General features: G+C 54.4%; 13 protein-coding genes. 4 read left to right on the top strand and 9 right to left on the bottom strand.

Annotation, left to right across the window (positions count from 1 at the left end):
- Nucleotide 1: 1 nt before the first annotated feature.
- Nucleotides 2–331: a stress response translation initiation inhibitor YciH gene (gene yciH, locus J8X26_RS06225; protein ID WP_152325950.1), complete on the top strand. Its 330-nt coding sequence runs from the start codon at nucleotides 2–4 to the stop codon at nucleotides 329–331.
- Nucleotides 332–389: 58 nt separating this feature from the next.
- Here yciH and osmB read toward each other — a convergent pair whose 3' ends face one another.
- Entirely contained in the window at nucleotides 390–608 is a 219-nt protein-coding gene (gene osmB, locus J8X26_RS06220) for an osmotically-inducible lipoprotein OsmB (protein ID WP_056780657.1), read from the bottom strand.
- A gap of 403 nt (nucleotides 609–1,011) precedes the next feature.
- On the opposite strand from osmB, the gene araD reads away from it, so the two are divergent.
- The gene (gene araD, locus J8X26_RS06215) at nucleotides 1,012–1,707 is read left to right on the top strand and encodes an L-ribulose-5-phosphate 4-epimerase (protein ID WP_152325951.1); all 696 of its coding nucleotides are present in this window, start codon (nucleotides 1,012–1,014) and stop codon (nucleotides 1,705–1,707) included.
- A gap of 34 nt (nucleotides 1,708–1,741) precedes the next feature.
- Here the strand turns inward: araD and J8X26_RS06210 are convergent, their stop codons facing one another.
- The 3 genes from J8X26_RS06210 to J8X26_RS06200 form a co-directional block, all read right to left on the bottom strand.
- Complete coding sequence (locus J8X26_RS06210; protein ID WP_208950456.1) at nucleotides 1,742–2,485, bottom strand: DNA-binding transcriptional regulator YciT; 744 nt, start codon at nucleotides 2,483–2,485, stop codon at nucleotides 1,742–1,744.
- A 63-nt stretch (nucleotides 2,486–2,548) separates the two neighbouring features.
- A complete protein-coding gene (locus J8X26_RS06205) occupies nucleotides 2,549–4,981 on the bottom strand; it encodes a formate C-acetyltransferase/glycerol dehydratase family glycyl radical enzyme (RefSeq protein ID WP_208950455.1) in 2,433 nt (810 codons plus the stop codon).
- Between the two features lie 5 nt (nucleotides 4,982–4,986).
- Nucleotides 4,987–5,886, bottom strand: coding sequence for a glycyl-radical enzyme activating protein (locus J8X26_RS06200; RefSeq protein WP_208950454.1), 900 nt, complete (start codon nucleotides 5,884–5,886; stop codon nucleotides 4,987–4,989).
- Between the two features lie 142 nt (nucleotides 5,887–6,028).
- Between J8X26_RS06200 and fsa the strand changes: the two genes are divergently transcribed.
- Complete coding sequence (gene fsa / locus J8X26_RS06195; protein WP_165057160.1) at nucleotides 6,029–6,694, top strand: fructose-6-phosphate aldolase; 666 nt, start codon at nucleotides 6,029–6,031, stop codon at nucleotides 6,692–6,694.
- Nucleotides 6,695–6,942: 248 nt separating this feature from the next.
- Nucleotides 6,943–7,941, top strand: a complete 999-nt coding sequence (gene kdgT, locus J8X26_RS06190) for a 2-keto-3-deoxygluconate transporter (protein WP_208950453.1) — start codon at nucleotides 6,943–6,945, stop codon at nucleotides 7,939–7,941.
- Nucleotides 7,942–8,213: 272 nt separating this feature from the next.
- Here kdgT and J8X26_RS06185 read toward each other — a convergent pair whose 3' ends face one another.
- The 5 genes from J8X26_RS06185 to J8X26_RS06165 form a co-directional block, all read right to left on the bottom strand.
- A complete protein-coding gene (locus J8X26_RS06185) occupies nucleotides 8,214–9,059 on the bottom strand; it encodes an amino acid ABC transporter ATP-binding protein (protein WP_244370381.1) in 846 nt (281 codons plus the stop codon).
- 14 nt (nucleotides 9,060–9,073) lie between these two features.
- Nucleotides 9,074–9,988 (bottom strand): amino acid ABC transporter permease, encoded by a 915-nt coding sequence (locus J8X26_RS06180; RefSeq protein ID WP_208950452.1) that lies wholly within the window; start codon nucleotides 9,986–9,988, stop codon nucleotides 9,074–9,076.
- Nucleotides 9,989–10,012: 24 nt separating this feature from the next.
- Entirely contained in the window at nucleotides 10,013–10,516 is a 504-nt protein-coding gene (locus J8X26_RS06175; RefSeq protein WP_208950451.1) for a GNAT family N-acetyltransferase, read from the bottom strand.
- A gap of 17 nt (nucleotides 10,517–10,533) precedes the next feature.
- Nucleotides 10,534–11,457: an ABC transporter substrate-binding protein gene (locus J8X26_RS06170; protein WP_195812951.1), complete on the bottom strand. Its 924-nt coding sequence runs from the start codon at nucleotides 11,455–11,457 to the stop codon at nucleotides 10,534–10,536.
- A gap of 201 nt (nucleotides 11,458–11,658) precedes the next feature.
- Entirely contained in the window at nucleotides 11,659–12,843 is a 1,185-nt protein-coding gene (locus tag J8X26_RS06165) for a M20 peptidase aminoacylase family protein (protein WP_208950450.1), read from the bottom strand.
- Nucleotides 12,844–13,067: the final 224 nt, after the last annotated feature.

Below are 13,067 nucleotides of genomic sequence, written 5' to 3'. Positions count from 1 at the left end.
TATGCCTAATGACAACAACAGCCGGTTAGTGTATTCCACTGATACCGGCAGAATCGATGAGCAGAAAGCCGTCGTCGTACGCCCGAAAGGTGACGGGATTGTTCGTATTGCGCGTCAGACCAGCGGGCGCAAAGGGAAAGGTGTTTGTCTTATTACTGGCGTCGATATGGACGATGCTGCACTGGAAAAACTGGCGGCCGAACTGAAGAAAAAATGCGGTTGCGGCGGCGCGGTGAAAGACGGCGTGATAGAAATTCAGGGCGATAAACGTGATTTACTGAAACAGCTGCTTGAAGCTAAAGGGATGAAAGTCAAACTGGCGGGTGGCTGATAAAACAAGATGCTGCGCCTTTGAAAAGCGCAGCGTCTTACTGTTTTTTTATCTGTTCTTATTTACTGACCTGATGACCCACAATACCACCTACTGCTGCGCCGCCTAACGTACCTAAAGTACTTCCGTCAGTCAGAACCGCACCACCAAGTGCACCGGCACCGGCACCAATCGCCGTGTTACGGTCACGTTTAGACCAGTTACCACACGCGGTAACAGACATCGCAAGAGTCAAAACCAGTGCAATACTGGCAACGCGTTTATTTACGAGCATCATAGTTATCTTCCTCAAAGGATTAACGTTCAGCATCATCGATAAGTATAGGCAACATGCAGCGTTATCACTGTATTTCACCGGGTGATCCTTCACGCAACTTATGAATTTTTGAGCTGTTCCGAACCTTTATTCATAATTCGACTCATCCGGACGCACTTTTGCATCCGTTAACTAAAAATAGTGAAATTAGTATCCATTCACTAGGTGAATAATCTTAATTCACCATCAAGCCGCAGTCTCACCACACAATTAACTAAAGCGTTGCACCTGCGTGCCCTGAATGTGGCACAAACAGGCACTTTTGCGTTTGCAGCAGATCCGTACGCACTCTTTAGCGATTTGCCCCATACCGGCACCCGCCCGCCGACCAGACAATAAAGCATCGATACATGAGGAAACCGAGATGCTTAAACAACTGAAAGAGCAGGTACTGGAGGCCAACCTGGCACTGCCGCGCCATAATCTGGTGACCTTTACATGGGGAAATGTCAGCGCCGTGGATCGCCAGCAAGGGCTGGTCGTCATCAAACCGTCGGGCGTGGAATACGATCATATGGGCGTCGATGACATGGTGGTGGTGGAGCTGGAAACCGGGAAAATCGTGGAAGGCAGCAAGAAACCGTCTTCCGATACCGACACGCACCGCGTGCTCTACCTCAGCTTCCCTCAGGCGGGCGGCATTGTGCATACCCATTCCCGCCATGCGACCATCTGGGCACAGGCAGGCATTGATATTCCGGCCTGGGGCACCACTCATGCGGATTATTTTTATGGCAACATCCCCTGCACGCGCTTAATGACCGAAGCCGAAATCGCCGGGCGCTACGAGTGGGAAACCGGGGAAGTGATCGTTAAAACGTTCGCGGAACGTAACCTCGATCCCGCGGATATTCCGGCGGTGCTGGTGCATTCGCACGGGCCTTTTGCCTGGGGAAAAGATGCCGATAATGCCGTACACAACGCGGTGGTGCTGGAAGAAATCGCCTACATGGGCATTTTCTCCCGCCAGTTAACGCCGCAGTTGCCGGATATGCAGCCGCAACTTCTTGATAAACATTATCTGCGCAAGCACGGCAAGAATGCCTACTACGGGCAGTAATCCGCGCCGTACTACAAATATCACATGAAAAAAGTCAGCCTACGAGGCTGACTTTTATGCCTGAGTTCGTCAGTTGCTGGCGGAACGTATCCGGCAGTGCTTCGTCAGTAATGACATGACTGAAAGCGCTGACAGGGCCGAGCGGATTGAGATTGATCTGGCCGAATTTCGAGGAATCCGTCAGGACGATATTCTCCGCGCCCTTCGCCACGACCGTATTCACCACGTCGGCACGCAACATGTCACGGCCGGTAAAACCGGTGGTGTCAGTAAATCCGTCAATCCCGATAAAGGCTTTGCTGAAATTCATCTGCTGCAAACACAATTTTGTCAGCGGGCCGACCACTGTCTGGCTGGTCTTCTGGTACATCCCGCCGAGCAGCACCACGTCACACGGCATACTTTTCAGCAACGACGCCACATAACTGCTGACGGTAATCACCGTGAGATTCTTTTTGTCCGCCAGATATTGTGCCAGCAGGGCAATGCTGCTGCCGCTTTCGAAAAATACGGTTTCGCCATCCTGGATTAATGACGCCGCGAATTTTGCCAGTTTTTGCTTCTGTGCGAAGTTCGACATCATTCGGGTATCGACGTCATCGGTCTGGATCGCGACGGCAAAACCGTGCGCGCGGCGCAGATAATGGCGTTGCTCCAGCTGATTGAGATCGTGACGGATCGTCACTTCTGAAACCTGACAAATCTGCGACAGCTCACTTACGCTGATCCGCTGTTTATCGTTTACCCATTGCAAAATGACTTGCTGTCTGTCGTTCATAAGTGCCCAAAAATACGGGCAGCGCAGGCTGCCCGTCAGCTGAAGTGAATTCTGTCCCGAAGATTACAACGTATGTTCCGTTCGCGCGATAATATCATCTTGCGCTTCCGGCGATAAAGCGGTGAAGAAGGCCGAATAACCGGCCACACGCACCACCAGATCCCGATAGTTTTGCGGTTCCTCGCGCGCTTTCAGCAACGTCTCGCGAGACACAATATTGTACTGTACGTGCCAGCCTTTGTGCTCCTCAAAGAACGTCCGCAACATCAGCATCAGCGTCTGGCGGTCGGTTTCATTTTCAAGCGATGCCGGATTGAGCTTCTGATTTAGCAGTACGCCGCCGAGGATCGCTTCCGTCGGTAATTTCCCCAGCGAATTAAACACCGCCGTTGGCCCCAGATGGTCTGTACCGGAAGCCGGGCTTGCGCCTTCGGCCAGCGGCGTGAACGCTTTACGTCCGTCAGGTGTCGCTGTGGTCGCTGCGCCAAACGGCACGTTAGCGGAAATCGACGAGGTTCCGGCGTAGTACTTTCCGCCAATCGGGCCGCGCCCGAAACGCGTGTTGTGATAATTCGACAGCTCGTCGATGTAGCACTGATAGGCGCGTACCAGAAGATTATCCACACCGTCATGGTCGTTGCCGTACTTTTCCGCACTGTTGATCAGCCGCTGACGCAAACGCTCGCCGTCCAGCCCCGCGTAGTCGGAAGCCAGCGCATCCGCCAGTTCCTGCTGCCCGACGGAACCTTGTTCGAAGACCAGTTTTTTGACCGCTGCCAGACTGTTGCCGAGATTGGCAATCCCGACCTGCAAGCCGGAAACCCAGTCGTATTTCGCGCCGCCTTGTTTGATGGTTTTGCCGCGCTCGATACAGTCATCGACCAGCGCAGAACACAGAATATCCTGCGCATTTTCCTCCAGAACGGTATCGACAACACATTCGATTTCAATCGATTTACGCGTGTAATAGCGGATTTGCTCATCCCACTGCGCGAAAACCTGTCCGAAGTTTTCAAAGTTGCCTTTAGACAGCCCGCGTTCCTGCGGCAGAAATTGCGTATGGCTTTTGGCGTCCTGCCCCTGTTCGAGCGCAGCCAGCATAACGCGGGCAAAGTTGATGAAACTCATGCCGGTGCAGCGGTAGCCCCATTTTCCGCCGACGGCGGTTTCGATGCAGCCGATGGCGGCGTAATCGTAGGCATCTTCTTTCTCGACGCCGAGTTTGATGAATTCAGGGATCACAATTTCATCGTTATTAAACGCGGGCATCCCGAAACCACAGCGGATCACCTGCACGCAGGCATCCAGAAAATCGCTGCTCATGCCTGCGTGATAACGCACGCTGAGGTTTGGCTGGGTGGAACGCAGCTGACCGCATGATTCAAGAATGGCGTAGGAAAGCGGATTAACCGCGTCGGACGCCACGCCGAGATGCAGCTTCTGGCCGCCGATGGTGACGTTCTGATACAACGGGCTGCCCGCCGACGCTTTGGAGTGTGTACCGGAGCGGATTTTGTTCACTTCCAGCAGTTTCAACCAGCAGCTTTGCAGCAACTCAATGGCGTGACCGCGATCCAGCGTTTGCTCAAGTTCGACGTCACGGCGGTAGAACGGGTAAAGATACTGATCCATGCGGCCAAATGAAACGGAATGCCCGTTGGATTCGATCTGCAAAATCAGCTGGATGAAATAGCACAACTGTAACGCCTGCCAGAAGCTGGAAGGTGGCTGATGGGCGATCGCGTGACAGTTTGCGGCAATCGCCAGCAGCTCATCGCGACGGTTCTCGCGCGGCTCGGCGGCGGCCATTTCCTGCGCCAGATCGCCAAAGCGCACGATATGATCGCTGACGGCAGCCAGCGTGATATCAATGGCTTTCAGCAACTGTTCTTTATGCAAATCTTCCCAGTCGGTCAGATTAACGCGGCTGCGGCGTTCATCGACTTTATGGCGCAGTCCGTCCAGCCCCAGCTCGAGCAGGAGCGGGAAATTGACCGCCAGATGGGCATCGCCGGACGTCATATTGCCTTCGGCTTTTACGATGCCGCTGTCGAGCAGTGCTTTCTGCTCATCAGTGAACATGCCGTAGCAGCGATCCTGCACCGTCTGCCCGCGCCACCACGGGCAAATTTCGTGCAGAACATTCTTATTCTTTTCACTCACCGCGAAACCGGCTCCCGGCCGGTCGGCCAGCGCATCAATTTCGTTTTCAATCCAGCTGACGGTGTATTCCGGGAAAATCGGCGCGGCACGCACTTCGCTGGCCTGATTCCCGACGATCAGCTCGTCATGTTTGATCCAGACAGTCCGCTGCCTGAGATGTTCTGCCAGTGCCAGCGCGCGGCGGACGGCCAGGGGTTTATCCGCATGTTGCTGATAAACCTGCGTGTAGTGCTGTGCGCGTTCGGTACACACCGGCGGTTTTACGATGTGGATCAGCGCGTCTTTATGGGCGCGAATGCGGGCGGAGAGGGTATTCAGGTTCAATGTCGTCATTATTTTTATCCTCTTAACTGTGCACAAAGACCTTTCTCGGCGGCGTATTCTTCAGCAAACGTCAGCAGGTCCGGGTCATTTAATGGCTGGCGCGGGGCCAGATAGGGTTCGCCGAGCAGGACATATTTATTGATACCCAGCGTGTGATAAGGCAAAAAGTGGATGGCATCACAACCGGTTTCCCCCGCAGCGAAATCCACAATCTGGCGGATGGACGCCCGGTCGGCGTTGAAATCAGGGATCAGCGGCACGCGGACAATCAGCTTCTGACCGGCAGCCGCCAGACGGCGAAAATTGTCCATCACCCGTTTTGCTGAGCCACCGGTCAGGCGTCTGAACGGCGCGTCGGCGACGTGCTTCAAGTCGGCCAGCAGCAAATCCAGCGCGCCGAGAGAAGGCTCGATATATTTCCAGGGGACGTGCAGACAGCTTTCCACCGCCGTATGTAAACCCGCGTGGTGACAGCGTTGCAGCAGATTCAGCGTCGTCTGTGGTTGCATAAAAGGCTCGCCGCCGGAAAGCGTAACGCCGCCGCCGGTGCGCTGATAAAACGGCTTATCGCGCAGGATTTGCTGCATCAGGCTTTCCATATCTGCGTCTTCGCCGCAAACGCTCAGCGCACCGGAAGGGCAAACCTGTTCCATCTGACATAAATCTTGCGCAGAGAATGCCTCGCGACGCAGACAGATCCCGTCATTTTCTGCGGTCACTGCACGGGGAAATGCCTGCGCACAATGCTGACACCCGCCGGTACACAGCCGCGAATCAAACAATACATCGGGTTTTTCTGAACGGCTTTCCGGGTTCTGGCACCAGGTGCAACTCAGTGAGCAGCCCTTGAGAAAAACAACCGTGCGGATCCCCGGCCCGTCATGGGTGGAATAACGTTGCACATTAAAAATCATCGCGGCGCCCCCTTAATTTTCTTCTTTCGTAATTTAAATACTTTCATTCGAAAGTCATTTTGATAACGATCAATAAACCCGCCGCTTGCAGAGGTACACTCTCCGATACTTTGCATTCGCTCACAGGTTTAAGGAGAAGGTTATGGAGCTGTATCTCGATACTGCCGATGTTATTGCGGTGAAACGTCTTTCGCGAATTCTGCCGTTGCAGGGGGTCACGACGAACCCGAGCATTGTGGCGAAAGAAGGAAAATCCCTCTGGGAAGTGTTGCCTGCCCTGCGTGACGCCCTCGGCGGAACCGGGAAATTGTTTGCCCAGGTGATGGCGGCGGATGCAGAACAGATGATCGCCGAAGCCCTGCTACTGTCGCAGCGGGTGCCCGGTTTAGTGGTGAAAATCCCCGTCACGGCGGAGGGTCTGGCGGCGATTAAAGCCTTAAAAAGCATGAATATACCAACGCTCGGCACGGCTGTTTACGGCGCAGGTCAGGGGCTCTTATCCGCGCTGGCGGGTGCTGAATACGTTGCGCCTTACGTGAACCGTCTGGACGCGCAGGGCGGCGACGGCATTGCGATGGTCAGAGAATTACAGACGCTGCTGAGTCTGCACGCGCCGCACTCAAAAGTGCTGGCGGCCAGTTTCAGAACGCCGCGTCAGGCGGTGGATTGCCTGCTGGCGGGCTGTCAGTCGATTACATTACCGGTGGATGTTGCTGAACAACTTCTCGGTACGCCAGCGGTTCAGGCGGCGGTGCAAAAGTTTGACGCTGACTGGCAGCAGGCTTTCGGCACAACGTCCATAAGTTAAAAATTCCCGGCATTTCAGAAACCCGCACAGGTAACTGCTGCGGGTTTTTTTTGTTTTTGTGCGGCAGAAAAATCCGGAATTGTGATTTCTCTCCGAAATTAAATATTGACGGAATATTTATTAAAACTACCGATCTATAAAATAGAAACAACGTTTCAATTTATGAGTTGCATCACTTTTATAGCCCTGAGAAATGGATAACGTAGCGGCATTCGGAAGTCCGTTCCTTTTAAATCAGGTGAAAAATAATGCACATTAAACGAGCGATAGAAAAAATCCCTGGCGGGATGATGTTAGTGCCTCTCTCCATCGGTGCCTTGTGTCATACCTTTGCGCCTGATTCCGGTAAGTATTTTGGCTCCTTCACCAACGGTTTGATCACCGGCACGGTGCCGATTCTGGCCGTCTGGTTTTTCTGCATGGGGGCATCCATCAAACTGAGCGCCACCGGGACGGTTCTGCGTAAATCCGGCACGCTGGTGGTCACAAAAATTGCCGTCGCCTGGATTGTCGCGGCAGTGGCTTCGCGCTTTATGCCGGAAAACGGCGTCGAGTTTGGCTTCTTCGCCGGACTATCCGTTCTGGCGCTGGTCGCGTCCATGGACATGACCAACGGCGGGCTATATGCCTCGGTCATGCAGCAATACGGTACAAAAGAAGAGGCCGGCGCCTTCGTGCTGATGTCTCTGGAATCCGGCCCGCTGATGACCATGATCATCCTCGGTACGGCGGGAATTGCCTCATTTGAACCGCATGTTTTCGTCGGCGCCGTCCTGCCGTTCCTGATTGGATTTGGTCTGGGGAACCTCGACCCGGAATTACGCGAATTCTTCAGTAAAGCCGTTCAGACGCTGATCCCGTTCTTCGCATTCGCACTGGGTAACACCATCAACCTGAGCGTTATCGCACAAACCGGTTTGCTGGGTGTGATGCTGGGCGTGTCAGTGATTATCCTGACCGGCATTCCGCTGATACTGGCCGATAAATTCATCGGCGGCGGCGACGGTACCGCAGGCATTGCCGCCTCCAGTTCAGCCGGTGCCGCGGTGGCCACGCCGGTACTGATTGCCGAAATGGTGCCACAGTTCAAACCTGTCGCCCCGGCCGCCACGGCGCTGGTCGCCACGTCAGTGATTGTCACCTCAATACTGGTGCCGATTCTGACCGCGATGTGGTCGCGGAGAGTGAAGAATAAAGCCGTGAAAGGCAAAGTGGCGATGGATCCGCCGATGGCGAGTGTGAAGTAGGCAGAACGGGTGGGCGTTCAATCACCTAAGTGGCCGAGAAAGTTTCGGTTTTTCAATCACTGTGAACACTTAACTCCCTGCGCCGAAACCGACAAAAGAGGGCTATGACGAGCCCTCTTTTGAATCTCCGCGTCTTTTTTACTGCGCGCTATTGCTCGCAGTAAAAAAAACCGGGATTTTCAAGGGGCGCGGCGAAAGGCGCTCCTTGTAGCCAGTCTGGGCTGTAACCCCAAGGTCCTGACCCTCACCGCAAGTGAATAAATTTGCCAATCTTAAAGCACCTTCTCCAGGAAGGCTTTTGTCCGCTTATGCACCGGCCTGTCCAGCACCTGCGTTGCACTTCCGCTCTCGACAACGGCGCCATCCACCATAAACACCACCTGATCGGCGACCTGCCGCGCAAAACCGATTTCGTGCGTCACCACCACCAGCGTCACACCTGACTGCGCCAGTTTTTTGATGACGTCCAGCACTTCGCCGACCAGCTCCGGATCAAGCGCGGAGGTGGGTTCGTCGAACAACATCACTTTCGGATTGAGCGCTAAGGCGCGGGCGATGGCGATACGCTGTTGCTGGCCGCCGGAAAGATGGCGCGGCCAGGCGTGGGCTTTTTCGCGTAAACCGACGGTATCCAGCAACTCATAAGCACGGGCGATAGCTTGTTTGCGGTTCAGCAAGCCGTGAACGACGGGCGCTTCGATGATGTTATCCAGCACCGTCATGTGCGGGAACAAATTGAAATTCTGGAAAACATACCCGACGTGGGTGCGTTGTTTGAGGATTGCGCGTTCTTTCAGTTCGTACAGCGTATCGCCTTTGCGGCGGTAACCGATGTAATCGCCGTCAATCTGGATAAACCCCTCATCGACGCGTTCCAGATGATTGATGGTGCGCAGCAGGGTAGATTTCCCTGAGCCGGACGGGCCAAGGATCACCGTTACCGTGCCGGGTTCGATGCTCAGGCTGACGTTATCCAGCGCTTTATGCGCGCCATAGTATTTGCTCAGGTTATTGATCTCGATGCGCCCGACGGTGGCGGCCAGCGGCTGGCGGGGAAACAACCGTTCAACGGATGCGTCATGAGGCGGTTTTACGAATAAATCAAAGGCTTCAGACATAGATTTCTCCAGAATTATGAACGGGCGATACGCCACTGGCGCAGACGCTGCAACGGCGTAGGCGCAACCTGGCGCACGGTGCCGCGCGAGAAGTAACGCTCGACGTAATATTGCAGCACCGACAGCACGGTGGTAATCAGCAGATACCACACGGTCGCCACCATCAGCAGCGGGATCACCTGCTGCGTGCGGTTGTAAATCACCTGTACGGTGTAGAACAGCTCCGGCATGGAAAGCACGTAAACAATTGATGTGCCTTTCGCCAGACTGATCACTTCGTTAAAACCGGTCGGCAGAATCGAGCGCAGGGCCTGAGGCAAAATGATGCGGAACGTCCGGCGGTAGGCCGGTAAACCGAGCGCGGCGGCGGCTTCGTGCTGGCCGTGTTCGACGCCTAAAATCCCGCCACGGATGATTTCTGCGGTATATGCCGACTGCACCAGCGAAAGCCCCAGAACCGCGACCGAGAACTGATCCAGCAAATTCACGGTTGGCGTGCTGAAAAAGGAAATGGACGTAAACGGAATGCTGAGCGACAGGCTGTCGTAGAGATACGAAAAGTTGTAGAGAATGATCAACACCAGCAACAGCGGTAGCGAGCGGAACAGCCAGATATATCCCCAGGCCAGCGCATTCATCAGATAGGATTTTGACAGGCGGGCGAGGGCCAGCGCCGTCCCTAAAATAATGCCAAAAAGCGTGCCCAGTAAGGTCAGCAGCAGCGTTTTCCCCAGCCCGGATAGGATGACCGGGTCAAAGAACCACTGGCGAAAAACGCCCCATTCCCAGCGGGAGTTGGTGGCAATTGACTCAACGATGCCCAGCAGGATAAAAACTGAAAATATCGCGCCAGCCACCCGCCACGGATAGCGTGCAGGAACCACTTTTAGCGGCGGATGTTTCACGGAAGTCGGGGCATTTTCGCTCATGGTGTTCTCTTTCTTCTGGCAATTTCAGGTAACAGGGACGTCAGCGGTCAGCGCCTTGGTAAACGGCAAACGACCGTCGTACGGCGGGCGGGAATAGACATCCGGGTCGAGACGCGTGTCAAACAATGGCTGATAACCGTGGGACAAATATAATCCGACCGCTTCCGGCTGGCGGAAACCGGTAGTGAGGAAAACCTGCTGATAACCGTAAGCGGCGGCGCGGCGTTCCAGTTCGAGTAAAACCTTCTGTGCCAGCCCCTGGCGCCGCAGTGAGCGGTGCGTCCAGATGCGTTTCAGCTCTGCCGTTTTCTCGTCGTAGCGTTTGTACGCGCCCATCGCAATGGGCGCTCCGTCTCTCAGCAGCACAATAAACGTGCCGTCCGGTTTGGAAAATACGCTGTCATCTTCCGGCGGCTGGCTGGAGAAATACTCACCGTAGCGCTCGCGGTATTCACCGAACAGCCCCTGAATGAACGGCGCAATCAGCGGGTCTTCCGGCACGGTCTGGATAAAAACGTCTTCGCTCATGATGCAATCCTCTTTACTCAGTCGCCCAGTCCTGGCGGATTAATTTCGGAGTGGTCGATTTTCTCAACGCTTTCACCCCAGCGGTTAAGCACCTGCAAATAGGTGCCGTTGGCGATGGCGCTGTTAAGGGATGCCTGAACCGCGTCCACCAGACCGTTGCCTTTTTTCAGTGTCACGGCAATGTTCGCGGTTTTCGGCCAGCCGCCCGGCACAGTGCCGACCAGTTTGGTTTTGCCGGTTAACAGCGCTTTGTAGGCACCGGTGACGTTTGGCCCGAAGGTCGCATCGGCGCGGCCAGATTGGATCGCCAGCGTCGCGGCGGCGTCATCAGTGACGTACTGTGGTTTCAGCGCCGGTAAGCCTTTGGCCTGATTCTCTTTATCCCACGCCAGCAACACGGCTTCCTGATTGGTGCCGGAGCCGACAATAATACGTTTCCCGGCGATATCCGGCGCGGATTGAATCGACGTGATTTTGCTGTCGGATTTCACGTAAAAGCCCAGCGTATCTTCGCGATACGTGGCGAAATCAAACTTGGTTTTGCGGTCTTTCGTGACGGTAATGTTGTAGATGGCGGCGTCGTATTTCCCGGAGGTCACGCCCAGCGGCCAGTCTTCCCAGGAAGCCGGAACCACTTTCAGTTTCAGGCCCAAACCGTCGGCGACCAGACGGGCGATATCCGCTTCACTGCCGATCACGGTCTTGTTATCGCGGGCATACAGGCCAAACGGCGGGGCGCTGCCCAGCACGGCGAGCGCCACGGTCAGCGTGCCGGGTTCAACAAACTTAAAGTTAGCCGGGATTTTTGCCACAGCTTCCGGGCTTTTCGGCGCGTTAATGGGTTTTTCATTCGCAATCAGGTCGATACCCGGTGCAGCCTGTGCCAGTGCAGAAAGACTTAATAAAGCGGCGATGGTGGTTAATTTAAGGCTGTGTTTCATCATTATTTTTATACCCTGCATTCTTATTGTATGTGGTGATGACAGTGAGACGACAATTTCACTATTCCCGAGTGTTACAGGGATGTAAAACAACAAAATTAAATAATGAAAGAGATAAATTGGAAATAAAGGCCTGCCTGAAATAGCCACGCAAAACGCCCGGATTACCGGGCATTTCAACAGGAATGTAATTAAAGAAGGCTATTTTTCGGTTAATTCCCGCAGTGCTTTCTCAACCAGTTGCTGGAAATAGGCGGCTGCCGGATAAATAGCGGATTCGTCAGGATTAAATTGCGGATGATGCAAGCCAAATTCACTGGCGGAACCGATGCTGACGAACGCGCCGGGGACGTGATGCAGATAAAAAGCAAAATCTTCGCCGCCCATTTGCGCCGTCGCGACTTCCGTTTTATAGCCAAATTCAGCCGCTGCTTCCAGGCTGAAATCCGCCCAGCGTGGCGTATTCACCACCGCCGGCGGCCCGCCAAACCAGTGCAGTTCGGCTTTCGCACCCAGTGCCGTGGCAACGCCAGAAATTACCTGACGGATACGTTCCGGAATCTGTTCGCGGACAGCGTCGTTATGTGTGCGTACGGTGCCTTCGAGTTCAACGGTTTGCGGCAGCACGTTCCAGGTATTGCCGCCTTCAATGCGCGTGACGCTGACCACCGCCGCTTCCTGCGCGCTGACGTTGCGGCTGACCACGGTTTGCAGCGCCGAAATGATGTGGCTGGCGGTCACAATACTGTCGACGCCTTCCTCGGGATGCGCGGCGTGTGCGCCTTTGCCGGTGATCGTGATACTGAACCGGTCAACGTCGGCATAGAACGCGCCGCCTTTGGTGGAAAAGGTGCCGACCGGCAGCTCAGGCGCATTGTGCAGGCCGAAAATGACATCAACGTTTTCCAGCGCACCGGCTTTAATCAGCTGCGATGCGCCGCCAAACCGTTCTTCCGCAGGCTGGAAAAACAGACGCACGCGCCCCGGAAGCTGGTCTTCGCGGGCTTTGAGTAAATACGCCGCGCCAAGAATAACGGACGTGTGAAAATCGTGGCCGCAGGCGTGCATCACGCCGGGATGTTGCGAGCTGAAAGGCACGCCGGACGCTTCTTCAATCGGCAGCGCGTCGATATCACCGCGCAGCGCCACCAGCGGGCCATCCGGCGAGCCGATTTCAGCCACAACGCCGGTTTTCAGCCCGAGATCCAAAATCCGTACTCCGGCCGCATTCAGCCAGCCGGTAATTCTTTGCGTGGTCGCAAATTCCTGATTCGATAATTCAGGGTTCTGATGTAATTCACGACGATGGGCGATGAGTTTGCTTTCTAATAAGGATGAACCGGACAGCGTCCCGGTGCGCTCTTCATTGGCAAGTGAAATGCTCATTATAAGTAGCCTTTTATAAGGTGTGGTTGCAGTCATTTCATCGTAGACAGGAAACCCCTTTTCGCTAAAGACTCTGTGGCTATATTTTATAAGCACTTTTCTTCTCAGGGCGCATAGCAAAATAATGGCTATCGATGCGCAATTTAATTATTTAGCTTTGTCCTCACTTCGTGGAACTCTTTTTAAAATGAACTGATTTTTTTCATGAATTGAAATCTGTGGAT

It is taken from the genome of Rahnella sp. ChDrAdgB13 (genome assembly GCF_017655185.1).
GTDB lineage: Bacteria > Pseudomonadota > Gammaproteobacteria > Enterobacterales > Enterobacteriaceae > Rahnella > Rahnella contaminans.
Note: the sequence above shows the minus strand (reverse complement) of the source record. Positions and strands in the feature narration are given on the sequence as shown.

Bases quoted from the DNA above. Each gene is read 5' to 3' on its own strand.
- J8X26_RS06165 (WP_208950450.1), bottom strand. From the start codon at position 12,843: ATGAGCATTTCACTTGCCAATGAAGAGCGCACCGGGACGCTGTCCGGT.
- J8X26_RS06175 (WP_208950451.1), bottom strand. From the start codon at position 10,516: ATGAGCGAAGACGTTTTTATCCAGACCGTGCCGGAAGACCCGCTGATT.
- J8X26_RS06185 (WP_244370381.1), bottom strand. From the start codon at position 9,059: ATGTCTGAAGCCTTTGATTTATTCGTAAAACCGCCTCATGACGCATCC.
- osmB (WP_056780657.1), bottom strand. From the start codon at position 608: ATGATGCTCGTAAATAAACGCGTTGCCAGTATTGCACTGGTTTTGACT.
- J8X26_RS06210 (WP_208950456.1), bottom strand. From the start codon at position 2,485: ATGAACGACAGACAGCAAGTCATTTTGCAATGGGTAAACGATAAACAG.
- yciH (WP_152325950.1), top strand. From the start codon at position 2: ATGCCTAATGACAACAACAGCCGGTTAGTGTATTCCACTGATACCGGC.
- araD (WP_152325951.1), top strand. From the start codon at position 1,012: ATGCTTAAACAACTGAAAGAGCAGGTACTGGAGGCCAACCTGGCACTG.
- J8X26_RS06205 (WP_208950455.1), bottom strand. From the start codon at position 4,981: ATGACGACATTGAACCTGAATACCCTCTCCGCCCGCATTCGCGCCCAT.
- kdgT (WP_208950453.1), top strand. From the start codon at position 6,943: ATGCACATTAAACGAGCGATAGAAAAAATCCCTGGCGGGATGATGTTA.
- J8X26_RS06200 (WP_208950454.1), bottom strand. From the start codon at position 5,886: ATGATTTTTAATGTGCAACGTTATTCCACCCATGACGGGCCGGGGATC.
- fsa (WP_165057160.1), top strand. From the start codon at position 6,029: ATGGAGCTGTATCTCGATACTGCCGATGTTATTGCGGTGAAACGTCTT.
- J8X26_RS06180 (WP_208950452.1), bottom strand. From the start codon at position 9,988: ATGAGCGAAAATGCCCCGACTTCCGTGAAACATCCGCCGCTAAAAGTG.
- J8X26_RS06170 (WP_195812951.1), bottom strand. From the start codon at position 11,457: ATGAAACACAGCCTTAAATTAACCACCATCGCCGCTTTATTAAGTCTT.